Annotated in this window: 21 protein-coding genes; 9 read left to right on the top strand and 12 right to left on the bottom strand. The window is 37.1% G+C overall.

The features are described from left to right. Positions 1-10 precede the first annotated feature (10 nt). Positions 11-1,411 (top strand): efflux transporter outer membrane subunit, encoded by a 1,401-nt coding sequence (locus ACXAGS_RS02225; protein WP_474904155.1) that lies wholly within the window; start codon positions 11-13, stop codon positions 1,409-1,411. A 10-nt stretch (positions 1,412-1,421) separates the two neighbouring features. Next, positions 1,422-1,994, top strand: coding sequence for a TetR/AcrR family transcriptional regulator (locus ACXAGS_RS02220; protein WP_474904153.1), 573 nt, complete (start codon positions 1,422-1,424; stop codon positions 1,992-1,994). Between the two features lie 39 nt (positions 1,995-2,033). Here the strand turns inward: ACXAGS_RS02220 and ACXAGS_RS02215 are convergent, their stop codons facing one another. Together ACXAGS_RS02215 and ACXAGS_RS02210 are read right to left on the bottom strand one after the other, a co-directional pair. After that, complete coding sequence (locus ACXAGS_RS02215; RefSeq protein ID WP_474904151.1) at positions 2,034-2,540, bottom strand: YciI family protein; 507 nt, start codon at positions 2,538-2,540, stop codon at positions 2,034-2,036. Then, positions 2,534-3,007 carry a CYTH domain-containing protein gene (locus ACXAGS_RS02210; protein WP_474904150.1) on the bottom strand — a complete coding sequence of 158 codons (474 nt, stop codon included), beginning with the start codon at positions 3,005-3,007 and terminating at the stop codon, positions 2,534-2,536. The genes ACXAGS_RS02215 and ACXAGS_RS02210 overlap by 7 nt, the downstream gene beginning before the upstream one ends. A 27-nt stretch (positions 3,008-3,034) precedes the next feature. Here ACXAGS_RS02210 and dinB point away from each other — a divergent pair, with 27 nt between their 5' ends. Together dinB and ACXAGS_RS02200 are read left to right on the top strand one after the other, a co-directional pair. Further along, positions 3,035-4,132, top strand: a complete 1,098-nt coding sequence (gene dinB / locus ACXAGS_RS02205; protein ID WP_474904794.1) for a DNA polymerase IV — start codon at positions 3,035-3,037, stop codon at positions 4,130-4,132. 25 nt (positions 4,133-4,157) lie between these two features. Further along, the gene (locus ACXAGS_RS02200; protein WP_474904148.1) at positions 4,158-4,733 is read left to right on the top strand and encodes a TetR/AcrR family transcriptional regulator; all 576 of its coding nucleotides are present in this window, start codon (positions 4,158-4,160) and stop codon (positions 4,731-4,733) included. Positions 4,734-4,785: 52 nt separating this feature from the next. On the opposite strand, the gene ACXAGS_RS02195 is transcribed toward ACXAGS_RS02200, so the two are convergent. From ACXAGS_RS02195 to ACXAGS_RS02180, 4 genes are all read right to left on the bottom strand, one after another. Further along, entirely contained in the window at positions 4,786-5,175 is a 390-nt protein-coding gene (locus ACXAGS_RS02195; protein ID WP_474904146.1) for a cupredoxin domain-containing protein, read from the bottom strand. A gap of 35 nt (positions 5,176-5,210) precedes the next feature. Continuing rightward, the gene (locus ACXAGS_RS02190) at positions 5,211-5,756 is read right to left on the bottom strand and encodes a carboxymuconolactone decarboxylase family protein (protein WP_474904145.1); all 546 of its coding nucleotides are present in this window, start codon (positions 5,754-5,756) and stop codon (positions 5,211-5,213) included. Positions 5,757-5,775: 19 nt separating this feature from the next. Then, positions 5,776-5,928, bottom strand: coding sequence for a hypothetical protein (locus ACXAGS_RS02185; RefSeq protein WP_474904144.1), 153 nt, complete (start codon positions 5,926-5,928; stop codon positions 5,776-5,778). Positions 5,929-6,021: 93 nt separating this feature from the next. Further along, entirely contained in the window at positions 6,022-6,879 is an 858-nt protein-coding gene (locus ACXAGS_RS02180; RefSeq protein ID WP_474904142.1) for a helix-turn-helix domain-containing protein, read from the bottom strand. Positions 6,880-7,021: 142 nt separating this feature from the next. On the opposite strand from ACXAGS_RS02180, the gene ACXAGS_RS02175 reads away from it, so the two are divergent. Beyond that, a complete protein-coding gene (locus ACXAGS_RS02175; protein WP_474904141.1) occupies positions 7,022-7,543 on the top strand; it encodes a PAS domain-containing protein in 522 nt (173 codons plus the stop codon). On the opposite strand, the gene pyk is transcribed toward ACXAGS_RS02175, so the two are convergent. The 5 genes from pyk to ACXAGS_RS02150 form a co-directional block, all read right to left on the bottom strand. Continuing rightward, positions 7,540-8,982, bottom strand: a complete 1,443-nt coding sequence (gene pyk, locus ACXAGS_RS02170; protein ID WP_474904139.1) for a pyruvate kinase — start codon at positions 8,980-8,982, stop codon at positions 7,540-7,542. The genes ACXAGS_RS02175 and pyk overlap by 4 nt on opposite strands. Before the next feature lie 2 nt (positions 8,983-8,984). Beyond that, on the bottom strand, positions 8,985-9,446 hold the full coding sequence (locus ACXAGS_RS02165) for an IPExxxVDY family protein (protein WP_474904138.1): 462 nt from the start codon (positions 9,444-9,446) through the stop codon (positions 8,985-8,987). Between the two features lie 116 nt (positions 9,447-9,562). Beyond that, complete coding sequence (gene rnc, locus ACXAGS_RS02160; protein WP_474904136.1) at positions 9,563-10,297, bottom strand: ribonuclease III; 735 nt, start codon at positions 10,295-10,297, stop codon at positions 9,563-9,565. 11 nt (positions 10,298-10,308) lie between these two features. After that, the gene (gene fabF, locus ACXAGS_RS02155; protein ID WP_474904135.1) at positions 10,309-11,559 is read right to left on the bottom strand and encodes a beta-ketoacyl-ACP synthase II; all 1,251 of its coding nucleotides are present in this window, start codon (positions 11,557-11,559) and stop codon (positions 10,309-10,311) included. 92 nt (positions 11,560-11,651) lie between these two features. Beyond that, the gene (locus ACXAGS_RS02150) at positions 11,652-11,885 is read right to left on the bottom strand and encodes an acyl carrier protein (RefSeq protein ID WP_010519573.1); all 234 of its coding nucleotides are present in this window, start codon (positions 11,883-11,885) and stop codon (positions 11,652-11,654) included. Between the two features lie 144 nt (positions 11,886-12,029). Between ACXAGS_RS02150 and purN the strand changes: the two genes are divergently transcribed. The 4 genes from purN to ACXAGS_RS02130 are packed head-to-tail and all read left to right on the top strand — an operon-like array spanning position 12,030 to position 16,129. Next, on the top strand, positions 12,030-12,596 hold the full coding sequence (gene purN / locus ACXAGS_RS02145; protein WP_474904132.1) for a phosphoribosylglycinamide formyltransferase: 567 nt from the start codon (positions 12,030-12,032) through the stop codon (positions 12,594-12,596). Then, positions 12,596-13,228, top strand: coding sequence for a ribonuclease H1 domain-containing protein (locus ACXAGS_RS02140; RefSeq protein ID WP_474904131.1), 633 nt, complete (start codon positions 12,596-12,598; stop codon positions 13,226-13,228). Before purN ends, ACXAGS_RS02140 begins: the two co-directional genes overlap by 1 nt. A 32-nt stretch (positions 13,229-13,260) precedes the next feature. After that, complete coding sequence (locus ACXAGS_RS02135) at positions 13,261-14,187, top strand: PfkB family carbohydrate kinase (protein WP_474904129.1); 927 nt, start codon at positions 13,261-13,263, stop codon at positions 14,185-14,187. A 43-nt stretch (positions 14,188-14,230) separates the two neighbouring features. Further along, complete coding sequence (locus ACXAGS_RS02130; RefSeq protein ID WP_474904128.1) at positions 14,231-16,129, top strand: amidophosphoribosyltransferase; 1,899 nt, start codon at positions 14,231-14,233, stop codon at positions 16,127-16,129. Between the two features lie 647 nt (positions 16,130-16,776). Here the strand turns inward: ACXAGS_RS02130 and ACXAGS_RS02125 are convergent. Continuing rightward, positions 16,777-17,385, bottom strand: a complete 609-nt coding sequence (locus tag ACXAGS_RS02125; RefSeq protein ID WP_474904126.1) for a superoxide dismutase — start codon at positions 17,383-17,385, stop codon at positions 16,777-16,779. Between the last annotated feature and the right edge of the window lie 82 nt (positions 17,386-17,467).

Here is a 17,467-nt window from a genome sequence, read left to right as displayed (position 1 = left end):
GCCCAAAACAATGACAAAAAGAAACAATATAAAATTCATAGCCGTTTTGGTACTTCCGCTTGTGCTGCAATCCTGTTTTGTGGCCAAGAATTATGAAAGACCAGATTTGGAAACCCAGAAACTGTATAGAACGGACCAATTACCACAAGATAGTGTTTCTATGGCCCAGGTTTCTTGGAAGGATATTTTTACCGATGCCCAATTGCAATCGCATATAGAAAAGGGACTTATCAATAATTTGGACATACGTATAGCCCTGCAAAGTATTGTTAGTGCAGAAGCTTATTTAAAACAAGGAAAGGCAGGTTATTTTCCAACTTTATCTGCCACGGCCAGTGCTACACGTACCAAAAACTCAGAGAACAGTCAGTTTGGTAGTATTTTTAGCGAAGCCATTGAGCAATACCAACTATCTGGAACCCTTTCTTGGGAGGCCGATGTTTGGGGTAAAATTCGTAGTAATAAACGCGCCGCGAATGCCAACTATCTACAAAGTGTTGCAGCACACCAAGCGGTTAAGACGCAACTGGTGGCCAGCATTGCCGATTTGTATTATCAGCTATTGGCTTTAGACCGTCAAAAATTAGTAGCCAAAGAAACACTTGAGGCACGCAAAAGTAGTCTAGAAACCACAATGGCCTTAAAAGATGCTGGCCAGGTTACGGAAGTTGCGGTAAAACAGACCGAAGCTCAGGTACACACCACGGAAATTATTCTTATTGATTTGGAGAACAATATTAAATTGTTAGAGAACAGTTTTAGTTTATTGCTAGGGGAAGCTCCACATTCCATTGCAAGAACTTCTATTGAAGACCAAGAAATAAATACGGATTTAAATACTGGTGTTCCTGCTTTATTACTAGCCAATAGACCAGACGTAATACAGGCAGAATATGCATTGGTAAGTGCTTTTGAATTGACCAATGTAGCGCGCAGCAGCATGTATCCTAGTTTAACACTTACAGCGCAGGGAGGCTTTCAAAGCTTGGAATTGGACAATTTTATAGATGCCAGTTCCCTATTTTCCTCCTTGGTTGGTTCCTTGACCCAGCCATTGTTTAACCAGCGTAAACTAAGAACCCAATTAGAAGCAGCAAAGGCACAACAGGAACAAGCACTTTTAAATTATAGAAAGAGTTTGCTTACCGCAGGGCAAGAAGTTTCAAATGCTTTGTATAACTATAAGGCAGAAACCAAAAAACTTGCTGCAAGGGAAAAAGAATTGGATTCTTATGCCTTGGCCGAAGATTATTCCGAAGAATTATTGAACAATGGTTTGGCTAATTATCTAGAGGTGTTAACGGCAAGGCAAAATGCCTTGAACTCAGAACTAAACCTCATCGATTCTAAATACGGTCAACTTAGTGCAACGGTAGAGTTATACCGTGCTCTTGGTGGAGGTTGGCAATAAAAATACCGTAGTGCAAGAAAGAACAGCGGTACTGGAACAAGCACTCTCTCTTTTTACCAAATATGGTTGTAAAAGGGTACGTATGGACGATGTTGCCCATGCACTTGGTATTTCTAAAAAAACACTCTACAACCATTTCAAAACAAAGAATGAACTGGTTTTAGAAAGTGTGGCCCACTTGTTACAGCGTACCCATCTAAAAATGAGTAACTTTTTTGAAATAAGTGAAGGGCAAAACGACCCGTTTAAACGTATTATCCAGATATATAGGGTAGGACTTAAGGAATTAAGAAACTTGAGTCCTACCTTTCTTTTTGGCCTCAAAAAATACTATCCAGAAGCTTTTAAATTGTATAATGATTTTAGGCAGGGAATTGTCTGGACCTATATTCTAGATTTATTGCAAGAAGCAAAAACCAAAGGACTAATTAGGCAAGGGTTTAATCTTAAATTGATATGCGAATTATTCCTTTTACGTACCGATGAAATTATATTGCCCCACAGTGAATTTTTTGACAATTATACTACCGAGGAATTACTAGAGCATCTCGTTATTGTTCCTTTACAAGGGATTAGGGCTTGATAGCTGAAAATATAAGAGCTAACAACCTTAAACACCCAACTACCTTAATCCAAAACCTTTGGCGGCCCACCACGGGTGAATCTCAATTTGTAAACGCCCTGCTTTTACCATAGGGTCTGCCTTGGCCAAACTATCTGCCATTTCTTGGGTAGGAACGTTATAAATGGTAATGCCGCGTATAGCGCCATCGTCTCCAAAAGGTCCAGAAATATCGGCATAACCCAGCTCATACATTTTACCTAAATGCGCTAAATGTAAGGTTTGCAAACTATCTGCTTCCGTTTTGCTTTGAGATCTATTGGGCCCACTTTTTAAAAAGGCGATGAAGTATTGCTGCATCAATACCGTATCTTTTGTTTTTTCATCTACATAATCGAAAATTTGATAGCCCGCTTTGGTTAAAGAATCTTTCAATTCTGCCTTACTTTTTGCTGCAGCCTTAGCTTTTATTACTTTATCTCGCAATGTATCATCAACAGTCCGTTCTTGCTTACAACTAATAGCCAGAAGCATAAAAAAACAGCCAAGACAAAAATATTTTACCATTGTGTAAAAGGTTTTTTAGTTAATGCAGAGTTATAATAGCGCTTGTCCCCTGTAACCTCTTTACCCAACCAGTTTGGCTTTACAAAAGGTTCATCTTCGTGCTGTAGTTCAATTTCTGCAACAATGAGTCCTTTGTTTTCCCCTAAAAACTCATCTACTTCAAAAATATGTTTACCAACAGGTACTCGGTATCTATATTTTTCTAAAATTCCAGTCTCACATAAATCTATAAGGTTGGTGGCTTCCTCTACGGGAATGTTAATTTCCCATTCAAATCTGGAAGTTCCGGCCACATTGGTAGGCCCCTTAACCGTCATAAAAGCTTCATTGTTCATAATACGTACCCTTACCGTACGCTCCGGGTGGGTATTAAGATAGCCTTGCACCAGCCTATCTTTTTGCTTTGCCTCTTCTTTAAAAGCCTCGGAAAGGATTAAAAATTTACGTTCTATTTCTAAGTGCTCCATCTAGCTAAATATAGGTTAATTTTGAGTATGCAATTTGATTTTCCGCTTAGAAAAATAATTCATGTAGATATGGATGCCTTTTATGCCTCTGTAGAGCAAAAAGATAATCCTGAGCTAAAGGGAAAACCTATTGCCGTAGGTGGTGGTTCTAAAAGAGGGGTTGTTTCTGCCGCTAGTTACGAAGCCCGTAAATATGGGGTGCGTAGTGCCATGTCTGGTTACTTGGCACAGAAAAATTGCCCTGAATTGATTTTTGTTAAACCTAGGTTTGATCGGTATAAAGAAATTTCGCAACAAATAAGACAAGTCTTTTTTGAATATACAGATTTGGTAGAACCACTATCTTTGGATGAGGCTTATTTAGATGTTACCCAAAACAAAAAAGGCAACCCATCTGCAACATTAATTGCCCAAGAAATTAGGCAAAAAATACTGGACAAAACAGGACTTACCGCTTCTGCCGGTATAAGCATAAATAAATTTATTGCAAAAATTGCAAGCGATTACAACAAGCCCAATGGCCAAAAAACAGTGAACCCAGAAGAGGTCTTGGAATTTTTATCTGCATTGGATATTAGAAAATTCTATGGCGTTGGTAAGGTAACCGCTGAGAAAATGTACCAACTGGGCATTTTTACCGGTGCCGATTTAAAAAAGAAATCGTTAGATTTTTTAAATCAAGAATTTGGCAAAAGCGGCCAACACTATTATAATGTGGTAAGGGGTATTCACCTTAGCACCGTAAAACCCAGTAGGACTCCAAAATCCGTAGGTGCAGAACGTACGTTTAGTGAAAATTTAAGCAGTGAGATTTTTATGTTGGAACGCCTAGAGAATATAGCCCAAGAACTAGAAAGGCGACTTAAAAAATCAAAATTGGCCGGCAAAACCGTTACCCTAAAAATTAAGTATAGCGACTTTACCCTGCAAACCAGAAGTAAAACCCTTCCTTTTTTTATTGCGGATAAAAGTCTTATTTTGGACAACGCCAAAGAGTTATTGTATCAATCCCCCCTAGAAAACTCTGTTAGGCTTTTGGGTATATCGCTTGCCAATCTTAATACCGAGACCAAGACCAAGACCGAAGATAAAAGCATAACCTATCAACTAAAATTTGATTTGTAAAAAGGCATTTGCCTCTATTATAGGTATGAAAAAAAATATTAAGGAACATATTATAAACACCGCCGGAGAACTGTTCTATACAAAGGGATTTAACAGAACAGGTATTAACCAAATAATTGATGCGTGTGAAATTGCAAAGGCCACCTTATACCATCATTTTAAATCTAAAGATGCCATTTGTATTGCCTATCTGATACATAAACACAACAGTTTTATGCAGGGGCTATCCGAATTTGTAGCAGAGAAACAAGAAAGCAAACAACAACTTTTGGCCATTTTTGATTACCTAAGGGAATTATACAGAACAGGAGAATTAAAGGGTGATTGGGGCCAGAAAATAATAAGTGAAATTACCCCGGAAGACGTAGAGATTTGGAATACGGTTCAACAACAAAAAAAAGAATTGCTTTTTTTCTTAGGTGAAATAGTAGGTAGAACGGTAGCACATGTTTCCAAAGCAGAAGTAGAAAAGATTTCTGGAACCATTTACCTGTTATACGAAAGTGCTATTACCGAAACCTATATTCACGAGAATGACTGGCCTATACATTTAGCAAGAACCATGGCTCCCATAGCTTTACAAGATGTTAAGTTGCTATAAATGAACAAGCCCCCTTAAAAGGAGGCTTTTTATTTTAAAGTAACAACCCTTTTTACTGTACCAATAAAGTGTTATCCGTAGCAGTTGGGTTCAAAGGACAGAAATAAATATACTCACCCTTGGTTAACCTTGTTGGTTTAGATGTTTCTTTGGAATCTGTGCCTACAGGTGCGGTAACATATGCGGTTTGTATGTGGTTTTCTGGTTTACTTATATCTTTACCTTTGGCTACCAAAACAAAACCAACGTTATGGTCAATACCATTGTTTACAATTTCAAATACATAGGTACCTCCCGGTACGGTCAATTGTTTTTTGGTAAATTCACCTGGTGTCTGCTCTAAAGTGATGGTTTTTATTTTTTGACCCTCCATCTGATCTTGTGCCAGTGCTGCTGTGTTTATACCTAGAACTACGGCTAAAAATAAAATTAGATTTTTCATTGAATAATATTTTAAAGTATAATTAATTAAAGGGGTTAAACTGTTGCTTCTAAAGGTTGCGCCGAAGGAAAATCTACTGGCACCTTAGTAGTGCTGTGTATGTAGTTGCTAATGGTTTTGTCCCCTACAAGGACTATTACATCGATAAGGTTTTCTTTAGTCCAACCGCTTTTCAAAAAGTTGTTTACTACTTTTTCATCGGTTGCTCCTCTTTTCTCAGTAACATTTTGGGCTAATTTTGCCAAGGCATCCAACTTAGAATCAAAAGAAGCCCTACCGCTTCTTAATTCAAGAATTTGTGAATCTGTAAAACCGTTCATTTTTCCGATAGCGGTGTGGGCGGCCAAACAGTACTCACAGTTGTTTACTTGGCTAACCACAAGGTTAACTACTTCTTTTTGCTTAGCACTTAATGAAGTTTTAGCATTCGTAAAATTTAAATAGTTGGCCAAGGCATTTGTAGAATGTGCGTAAGTAGCGTATAAATTGGGTACAAACCCCAAAGCTTTTTCTAAATTATCAAAAATTGCCTGGTTGCCTTCGCTTACTTCATCTCGTTGTAATGGTGAAAATGTACTCATGTTATTTTGTTATTCGTTATTAATAATTTGTTGCAAAAGGTTTCTTTGCATCACAATAAAAATCATGATGGTAATGGTTCTCACAATGCGCTACGGCATTGATTTCTTTTACCTGTGGGCGTCTTGCCCTTGTAAAAATGTTAATGAGATTAAATAATTTATTCTGTGCCATTTGTAATGCTTTTATAATTGAACACTACAAAGATGCGGCAGCAACAGAGGCAAGCGTTATGATGAATTTCCCGACCACTTGCCACTTTTTCCCTTATGCATGCGCTATCTGGGAATTCCGATATTCCGAAGGAGATAAGTGTGTCATTTTTCTGAAAAAACGACTAAAGTGAGCTGGGTCGTTAAAACCCAATTCATAGGCTATTTCTTGATTTTGTTTGTCCGTAAAGCGAATAAGACGTTTTGCTTCCAAAGCCAATCGTTCTAAAATAATGTGTTGGGGAGATTTTTGATTATACAGAGCAAAGAGATTAGATAATGTTTTGGGCGATTTATGTAAAAGCGCTGCGTAGTCACTTACTTTACGTTTTGTTTTATAATGTGTATCTACCAAAACATTAAATTTTCGAATTACGTCTATTTGCTCATTATCTAACGTCCTAACAATTAATTGGTCCTTTGCAAGCCTTGTACACATAATTATTAAGCGTTTTAAAAGCATTTGTAGCATTTGCCCTTGTATTTTATCGGGCATGGAGAATTCTTCTACAAAAACATTTAATAAGGTTAAAAACCTATTATACAAGGGCTCTGGTATAGTTACTATTGGCAGGTCTTGGGTGCCAAAAAACAAAATACCATTACAGCTTACTTCTTCATCATGATCTATTATACAATAAAACTCCCGATTAAAAGAAAAAGCGGTTAGTGGTAAATATGTTTTATCAAAGCTTACTTTTTGTAAATAGGTGATTGAAGCAATTTGTCTTGGTAGTAAGGTTACAACATAACCATCTATTTGTATTTCAAGGGCCTCCTGATTCAGGTTCCATAAAAGCATAATAGTATTATCTTTTACGCTGAAATTGCCAGCATCTTTCTTTATATCGGTACTAAATCCTAAAAAAGCATTTGCTTTTGCTTCATAAAATTGATACCGCGTAGTTTCCATGTTTTTAGCTATTTACCCTCTTTAGTCTTGCCTTTGTGTTTAAGCTTACAGTTATACTTTGCACGTAAATGCCTTTATTTATTGGACAAACGAATAAGGTAAAAGGTATTTGTATACTTTGGTCTAATAGAATGTAAAAGCCATGAAAGAATTTAGAGAGTACGATGTAGCCGCACAACGCTTTTATGAAACGTTAAGCTTACAAAGCATACCAGTAGTTGCCTGGGATATATATTCCTTAAAATATGATAAGGTAAAAGGCGGATTAGAAGAGCTACAAGGTATAAAACAAATAGCCACCACTAATAATTGGACATCTAGCTTTAACCTACCTAAAGAAATATTGGACAAAGAACATGTGGTTGTGATAACAGATGCGCAATTACGAATTGTACACGCTACCAGAAATATGAAGCAAATGAATGGTTACGACGTTGCGGAAGTTTTGGGCAACAAACCAAAAATGTTCCAAGGCCCGGATACGTGCCAAGAAACATCAGATGCAATTAGGTCTGCAATTATTGAGCAAAAACCTTTTGAAGCCACTGTACTAAATTACAGAAAAGATAAGTCTACTTATAAATGTTGGATAAAAGGCCTCCCGATATTTAATACAGAAGGCCTTTTGGTAAATTTTATAGCTTTTGAAAAAGAGGTTGCTTAAAAGTTACAACTCTCTATTTCTGTTACCCTAAGGGTATTAACCATCCCTTTATCTTTTATTGGCATAGCTGCAAGGCTAATAAGCATATCTCCTTGTTCTAAAAATCCTTTTTGGCAAGCTATCTTGTTTACGTCTTCTATGGTTTCGTCCGTAGAAACGTATTTATCATAATAAAAAGCTTTTACCCCCCATAGTAAGCTTAATCTATTTAATATTCTCCTGTTGGAAGTGAATACCAAAATGTGAGCACTTGGCCTCCATGCCGAAATTTGAAAAGCGGTGTAACCACTATTGGTCAAAGTTGAAATTGCCTTTGCCTTAATTTCATTGGCCATAGTTGCCGCATGGTAGCAAACCGATTTGGTTATGTATCTTTTTGTTTTAACATGTGGCGGCGTTTGTGGCACATTTATAAGCTCAGAATTTTCTACACTTTCTAATATGCTGGCCATCTTTTCTATAACCTGAACCGGATAATTACCCACAGATGTTTCTCCAGAAAGCATTACGGCATCTGCACCATCCATAACAGAGTTGGCTACATCGTTAACTTCTGCCCTTGTAGGGGTAAGGCTAGTTATCATAGTCTCCATCATTTGTGTGGCAATAATTACCGGAATCCTAGCTTTTTTGGCACGTAATACCAATTGCTTTTGAATTAATGGAACCTCGTGTGCTGGCACCTCTACACCTAAATCGCCACGTGCTACCATTAGTCCGTCACAGAAAGCCACAATTTGGTCAATGTTCTCTACCGCTTCTGGCTTTTCTATTTTTGCAACAATTGGAATTTTATGTTCGGTATGTTCCTTTATCAGGTTTTGAAGATCTATTAAATCTTGACTAAAACGAACAAAGGATAAGGCAATCCAATCCACATCTTGTTTAATGGCAAAAATTGCATCGTTGATGTCCTTTTCTGTTAATGCCGGTAAAGAAATGTTTGTGTTTGGTAAGTTTACGCCCTTCTTAGATTTTAACGGCCCTCCTTGAATAACTTTTGCCTTTACGGCATTCTCACCATTAGTAGAAACTACTTCAAAAATAAGTTTACCGTCATCCAAAAGGATACGTTCTCCTGCTTTTACATCTTTAGGAAAACTATCATAATTCATATAAACGCGTTCTGCGTTACCCTCAAAAGGCTCTCCTGTCTCAAAAGTTATTTCATCACCGGGAGCAACTACAACTTCACCGCCCATAACGCCAACACGTAATTTTGGGCCTTGAAGATCCGCTAAGATTGCAGTATTAATTTCTAGCTCTTCATTTAACTCCCTAATTAGAGCAATTCTTTCCGTTACATCATCATAATTGGCATGAGAGAAGTTAATTCTAAATACATTAACCCCTGCCAGCATCATTTGTTTTAAAACCTCTTTTTTACTAGTGGCTGGTCCTAGTGTTGCTACTATTTTAGTTTTCTTTCTTGTTGGCATTATTAAAAAATTAGGTTTTGCTTTGATTTTAAGGTTTCTGCTTCTAGGTTATAGGCCATTCTTACTCGCGGAATGCTTTTAATACACTCTAGAATTTCTGAAACTTGCGTTTCGTTCTCAAGATTTATTTTAAGAAAAAAGTCAACGTCTTTACGTTCCGCAACCAAAAAATTAGTGGCTTGGGCGCTCCCTTGCCCAAACAACCCTAAGGAATCTACCGCTATATCTTGTAGTACTTTATTAGTAATCAGTAGCCACTCTGTCTCGGTAAACTCATCTAACCATTCATAATACGGATAAGTTACTTCTTTTATTTTCAAATCTTTAAAAGATCGTTTTAATCTTAATTGGCTAATACTATTTATAAAATAAGCTAGTTGATACCCTTCTAAGTTTGTATGTATAGCTATCAACCTAAAAGAATCATCAAAGAACTCTTCAGATATTTTATAAACTGCTGCCATTAAAATTTTGCGAATTGTAAATATAGGATTAATACATTAACCTGCCTATAGATTATTAATGCTTAGCAAATTAATTTTTTACGAAATCGTTTTATTTACGATTTCTTAAAACAGTATTAGTTGTCTATTTTATCCTGTAGGGCATAGTAGGCTCTTTTGGATGCCTTTTCTTCTGCCTTTTTCTTGGAAGTTGCCCGGGCTTTTGCCATAACCCTACCATCAATCGAAAGCTTTACGGCAAAATGTTTTAATTCATCTTTACCGGTGTCTTCATAAACATTGTAGTTAAATGGCTTTTTTTGTTTTTGGCACCATTCTATGAGTAAGCTTTTGTAGCTAATAACCTTGCCTTCTAACTGCTCTATGTCTACATAAGGCTCTACCACCCTATCCATTATAAATTTTTCGCAATAACGGTAACCACGGTCCAGATAAATAGCACCTACCAATGCTTCAAAAACATTACCATGAATGTTATCTCCAAAGTGGCTCCTAGGTATTCTACTCTCTACGTATTGCAGTAAACCTAAGTCTTTACCCAGCTCGTTTAAATGCTTTCTACTTACTATTTTAGACCGCATTTTGGTTAGGTAACCTTCGTCTCCTTCCGGTACCTGATTGTAAAGATGTTTAGAGATTATTGTACCCAACATAGCGTCTCCTAAGAATTCTAGACGCTCATAATTCATGGGGTTGCCATCTTCATCTTTTTTATTCATGCTTCTGTGTAAAAAAGCACGTTTATAGATTTGAAGGCCTTTTGGCTTAAAACCAAGTATTCTTTTAATACCCAAAAAAAAATCCCCATCCTCCTTAGGATGGGAATTAAATATTTTTGGAGCAAACTTCATTGGAAACCTAACTAACTTAATTTCTTAAATAAAATACAAGCGTTGTGGCCACCAAATCCAAAGGTATTGCTCATTGCTACGTTAACCTCTCTCTCTTGTGCTTTGTTAAGCGTTAAGTTTAAGGTAGGGTCTATGTTTTCATCTACTTCACTATGATTAATTGTAGGCGGCACTAAACTATGCTCCATGGCCAGTATAGAAGCTATTGCCTCTATTGCCCCTGCAGCACCTAGTAAGTGTCCTGTCATAGATTTGGTAGAATTGATATTGATATTCTTTGCGTGATCGCCAAAAACCTTTGAAATAGCCTTTAATTCGGCAACATCTCCAAGCGGAGTAGAGGTACCGTGCGTATTTATAGCATCTACGTCCTCTGGTTTTAAACCTGCATTTTCTAAACAGTTTTCCATTACTTTAACCACACCAATACCATCTGGGTGGGGAGCTGTCATGTGGTGGGCGTCACTAGATAGGCCACCACCTAATACTTCTGCATATATTTTAGCACCACGTGCTTTAGCATGCTCATATTCTTCTAGTATAAGAGCACCTGCACCTTCACCTAACACAAAACCATCTCTAGTTGCATCAAAAGGTCTGGATGCGGTCTCTGGGCTTTCGTTTCTTGTAGATAGGGCATGCATAGCATTGAAACCGCCCATACCTGCAATGGTAACTGCAGCCTCGCTACCTCCGGTAACCACAACATCGCAATGACCTAATCGAATATAATTAAGGGCATCGATTATGGCATTGGCAGAAGATGCACAGGCAGAAACCGTTGTATAATTTGGCCCCATAAAACCATGTTTTATGGAAATATTACCCGGAGCTATATCTGCAATCATTTTAGGGATAAAGAATGGGTTAAAACGCGGGGTTCCATCGCCACTGGCATAGCCAATAACTTCGTTTTGGAAAGTCTCTAGACCCCCAATACCGGCACCCCAAACCACGCCAACTCTAAATTTATCCACGGCATCTAAATCCAATTTAGCATCTGCGATTGCCTCATCAGAAGATACCAGCGCGTATTGCGCAAAGCGGTCCAATTTCCTGGCCTCTTTGCGGTCAAAAAAGTCTGTTGGGTTGTATCCCTTTAACTCACAAGCAAATTTGGTCTTGAACTTTTCAGTATCAAAATATGTGATGGGAGCAGCTCCGCTTTTTCCGTTTTTAAGGCCTTCCCAATATTCTTGTAAATTATTACCTATTGGTGTTAAGGCTCCTAATCCCGTAACTACGACTCGTTTTAATTGCATAGAACTATATTTAGCCTGAAATTAAAAAAAATATCCATGTGGTATATTACCACATGGATAATTTAAAATCGTTAATAAGATATCATAAAAAATTACTTCGCTTCTTCTATATAGCTTATTGCTTGACCTACGGTTGCAATATTTTCAGCTTGGTCGTCTGGAATTTGAATGTCGAATTCTTTTTCGAACTCCATGATCAACTCAACGGTATCCAAAGAATCTGCACCCAAATCGTTGGTAAAACTTGCCTCAGGTACTACTTCGTTTTCATCTACACCTAATTTATCAACGATGATAGCCTTTACTCTTGATGCAATGTCTGACATAGTTATATCGGTTTTTAAATTTTATTGATGGCAAAAATATAAAACTTTGGTTTAAATACACTATTTGTCGTTAAAATGTGCTGTAAATTACCTCATTATCTGTGTTTACGGCTATTTTTGCACTGCAAATTAACCCCTTACAAGATGAAGCAACTAGTGCTTTTTGCCTCTGGATCAGGCTCTAATGTTGAAAATATTGTCAAATATTTTGAAAACAACGAACAAGTTAAGATTCGTTGTGTACTTACCAATAATAAAGATGCAAAAGTTATAGATAGGTGCCAAAGACTAAAAATTCCCGTACTTTATTTTAACAGAACCGCTTTTTCAAAAAGCGATACCATACTTACTTTGCTACAAGCTTTTTCACCAGATTTAATTGTTTTGGCCGGTTTTCTTTGGAAAATACCCGAATCTTTTGTGACAGCTTTCCCCAATAAGATTTTAAACATACACCCTGCATTACTGCCTAAATACGGGGGCAAAGGCATGTACGGTGCCCATGTACACCAAGCGGTAAAAAACAACAATGAATCAGAAACAGGCATTACCATACATTATGTTAACGAAAATTATGATGAGGGTGCTATAGTTCATCAATCCAGTACCAAACTAAACCCAACAGACACCCCAGAACGTATTGCCGCAAAAGTACATAGCTTGGAATACGAGCATTTTCCAAAAGTGATAGAACAAATACTTTTTGCATAATGGCCAAGAAAAAGTTTTACGTTGTCTGGAAAGGAAAAAGACCGGGGATATATGAAAAATGGGAAGATTGTAAAAGTCAAATTCAAGGGGTAGAAGGAGCCCAATACAAGTCTTTCCCAACTTTTGATGAGGCAAAAACAGCTTACAAAGGTAACTATGCCGATTATAAAGGAAAAAAAGCTAAAAGTAGTAGTCTAAGCCCTGAAGCTTTGTTAAAAATTGGACAACCCAATTACAATAGCATATCTGTAGATGCTGCTTCTAGCGGTAATCCGGGAGTAATGGAATACCAAGGGGTAGAAACCAAAACCAAAAAAGTATTATTTAAGCAAGGACCCTTTAAACAAGGAACAAACAACATTGGCGAATTTTTAGCCATTGTTCACGGCTTGGCTTTTTTAAAACAGAAGAACAGCAATAGGTTAATTTATACAGATTCCAGAACAGCAATGAGCTGGGTGCGAAAGAAAAAGTGCAATACCAAATTAGACCCCTCTGCCAAAAACAAAGAATTGTTTGATCTAATAGAACGTGCGGAAAAGTGGCTACATAACAATTCTTACACTACTACTATTGTAAAATGGGAGACCAAAGCCTGGGGAGAAATACCTGCTGATTTTGGTAGAAAATAATGCGGTATATTTGCAGCAAAATTGAAACGTAAATGGGCAAATTATTAGCAGTAGGCACACTTGCCTTTGACGCTATTGAATCTCCTTTTGGAAAAACCGACAAAATTTTAGGCGGAGCAGCCACATATATTGGTCTTGCCGCTGCAAATTTTAAAGTAGAAACTGGTTTGGTTTCTGTTGTAGGTGATGATTTTCCACAGGAATATATGGACATACTTTCCCAAAAAGGAATAAACCTAGATGGTGTTGAAGTGGTAAAGGGCGGTAAAACGTTTTTTTGGAGCGGTAAATATCACTTAGATATGAACACAAGGGATACCTTGGCAACAGAACTTAATACACTAGCAGATTTTAATCCGGTTGTTCCAGAAGGTTTTAAAGATGCAGACATTGTAATGCTCGGCAATTTGCACCCAAGCATTCAATTAAGTGTTATTAACCAGATGGAAAAAAGACCAAAATTAATTATCCTGGACACCATGAATTTCTGGATGGATAATAGTTTGGAAGAATTGAAAGAGGTTATAAAACATATTGATGTTATTACCTTAAATGATGAGGAGGCAAGACAATTAACCGGAGAATATTCTTTAGTAAGAGCCGCACAAGAGATCGAGAAAATGGGACCAAAATATGTGGTAATCAAAAAAGGGGAGCATGGCGCATTGTTGTTCCACGATCAAAGTATCTTTTTTGCACCTGCCCTTCCGCTAGAAGAGGTTTTTGACCCAACAGGAGCCGGCGACACATTTGCTGGTGGGTTTGCGGGCTATTTGGCGGCAACTGAAAATATTTCTTTTGAGAATTTGAAAAATGCAGTAATCCAAGGTTCAAATCTGGCATCGTTCTGTGTAGAGAAATTTGGAACAGAAAGAATGGTTTCTCTAACCAGAGAAGAAGTAGACCAACGATTGCTTCAATTTAAAGAGTTAACACAATTTAATATCGAACTACAATAAATAACCCTGCCCTGTGAAAACAGGGCATTATTTTTTTCTATACATGAGCGATCCAATAAAACATGAATGTGGGATAGCACTTTTAAGGTTACTTAAACCTTTAGAGTATTATAAAGAAAAGTACGGTACTGCCTTTTACGGTGTAAACAAGATGTACCTAATGATGGAGAAGCAACACAACCGTGGACAGGATGGTGCTGGTTTGGCCAGTATTAAACTTAATATGGAACCTGGAGAACGTTACATAAGTAGAGTAAGGTCCGCACAACCACAGCCCATACAAGATATTTTTTCGCAAATTAACCAGCGGATCAATAACACTATGGCGCTAGATCCAAAAACCCATGATGATGTGGCTTACCAAAAACAACATGTTCCCTACATTGGCGAATTATTTTTAGGACATGTTAGGTACGGTACTTTTGGTAAAAACAGTATAGAAAGCGTACATCCGTTTTTAAGACAAAATAATTGGATGCACAGAAACCTTATTGTTGCCGGTAACTTTAATATGACAAATGTTAAGGAGCTCTTTGGCAATTTGGTAGAACTAGGGCAACATCCTAAAGAAATGGCAGATACCGTTACGGTAATGGAAAAAATAGGTCATTTTTTGGACGATGCCGTAGCAAAGCTTTACAAAAAGGTAAAAAAAGAAGGTTATAGTAAAAGAGAAGCTTCACCACATATTGCAGAAAGATTAGATGTAGCCAAGATTCTTAGAAAAGCAGCAAAAAACTGGGACGGTGGTTATGCTATGGGTGGTCTTTTAGGCCATGGAGATGCTTTTTTACTTAGGGACCCTTCTGGTATTAGACCTGCTTATTACTACATGGACGATGAGGTTGTTGTGGTAGCATCAGAAAGGCCAGCAATACAAACGGTATTTAATGTAAAATACGAAGATGTTAGGGAGCTTACACCTGGTAATGCTATAATTATCAAGAAAAATGGCAAAGTTACTACAGAAGAAATATTACCTGCCTTAGAAAGAAAAGCTTGTTCCTTTGAGCGTATTTATTTCTCTAGAGGTAGTGATAAAGAAATTTATCAAGAAAGAAAGACGTTGGGAAAACTGGTATTTCCAGAAATATTGCGATCTATAGAAGATGATTTAACCAATACGGTATTCTCTTACATACCAAATACGGCAGAAACTTCATTCTTTGGTATGGTAAAAGAAGCCCAGAATTATCTAAATAAGAAAAAAGAAGAGCAAATTTTAGCGTTAGGGCCCAATATTACCAGAGAAGAATTACACAAGATAATAGATGTTAGGCCTAGAATAGAGAAAGTAGCCATTAAGGATGCTAAGTTAAGGACCTTTATTACCCAAGATAGTAGTAGGGACGATTTGGTAACCCATGTTTATGATATAACCTATGGGTCGGTTGGCAAAGAAGACAACCTGGTAATTATTGACGACAGTATTGTACGTGGTACCACACTTAAAAAGAGCATTCTTAGAATGTTAGATAGGTTAAGTCCAAAGAAAATAGTAGTTGTATCTTCTGCACCGCAAATTAGATATCCAGATTGTTACGGTATAGATATGGCCAAACTAGAGGATTTTATTGCTTTTAGAGCTGCCGTAGAATTACACAAAGAACAAGACACCTTATCCATTTTAGAAAAGATTTATAACAAGTGTGTGGCCCAAGCAGAAAAGGCTACAGACCAATCGGAGAATTTTGTAAAAGAACTATACGAAGCATTTACTCCTGAAGAAATTTCTAAAAAGATAGCAGAGCTATTGAGTCCACAGGATATTGGTACTAAAGTAGAGATCATCTACCAAACCATAGAGAACTTACATGTGGCCTGTCCAGACAATCCAGGTGATTGGTACTTTACGGGAGACTACCCTACCCCAGGCGGTAACCGAGTTGTTAATAAGGCATTTATGAACTTTTATGAAGGTAAAAACGAACGTGCGTATTAAATTTTAGGTTAGTTATCGAAAGAAAAACGTTGTTCATCGATGTTTTTTACCTTTTGTCGATATTTAAAATTAGTAAGATAAATACTACGTTAAATTTATAACTACCATAGCATAAGTAGGTTAAGTTCATGGTAAGATTTGGGGCAAAAAAGGTGGAAACTTCTCCACCTTTTTTATTTTACACTTTTACGGAGTAAGGCTTTTCTTAATATACCTATAAGACATTATCCTATCACACACCTTTTAACGTTTTAATTCGTCTTTTGACCAATAGAATAGAATAAACCACAAGCTAAACTTACATTTGGAGGACCATAGCATAAGTAGGTTAAGTTCATGGTAAGATTTGGGGAAAGAAGGCGGGCAACACCCGCCTTCTTTATTATTTTGAATCACAACTACTTACCCCTCGGTTTTGAATAAAAGCTGCATTTCATCGATATTTTTTCTCAATTTTCTTTTGTTATTCTACTTAATACCAGTAATTTAGTCTTGCCATAGCATAAGTAGGTTAAGTTTATGGTAAGATTTGGGACGAAAAGGGCGGATTAATTTCCGCCCTTTTCTATTTTTAAAACTCAACATATAAACATAAAAAAAGCGCGGCTTAAGGCCGCGCTTCAATTCTTAACTAATAGTTCTATCTATTATTTATTTGCTTCGTATAATTCTGAAACTTTATCCCAGTTGATTACATTAAAAAATGCACTAACATAATCAGGTCTTCTATTTTGATAGTTTAAATAGTATGCATGTTCCCAAACATCTAAACCTAAAATAGGATAACCCTCGCAACCCGTATCTGGCATTAAAGGGTTGTCTTGGTTAGGTGTAGAGCAAACTTCTACTTTACCTCCTTTATGAACACAAAGCCAAGCCCAACCTGAACCAAATCTACTACCGGCCGCAGCGCTAAATTTTTCCTTAAAAGCATCAAAAGAGCCAAAGGCTGCATCTATAGCATCGGCTAAAGCTCCACTTGGGTTACCTCCGCCATTTGGCGACATAACTTCCCAGAACAAAGAGTGGTTATAAAAACCGCCACCATTATTTCTAACAGCAGCATTACTCATATCCAGATTGGTAAGTATTTCTTCAATATCTTTACCTTCTAAATCTGTGCCTTCTATTGCACCATTTAATTTTGTAGTATACCCGTTATGGTGTTTTGTATGGTGTATTTCCATTGTGCGGGCGTCAATATTTGGTTCCAAAGCATCATATGCATATGGTAACTTAGGTAATTCAAAAGCCATGTTATTATGTGTTTTATATGTTATTACTGTTTATCAAAAATACTGTTTTAACAAACAAAAACCATATTTTGTATGTTAACAA

The sequence above is a fragment of the Croceivirga sp. ABH4_376 genome (genome assembly GCF_056160685.1).
Note: the sequence above shows the minus strand (reverse complement) of the source record. Positions and strands in the feature narration are given on the sequence as shown.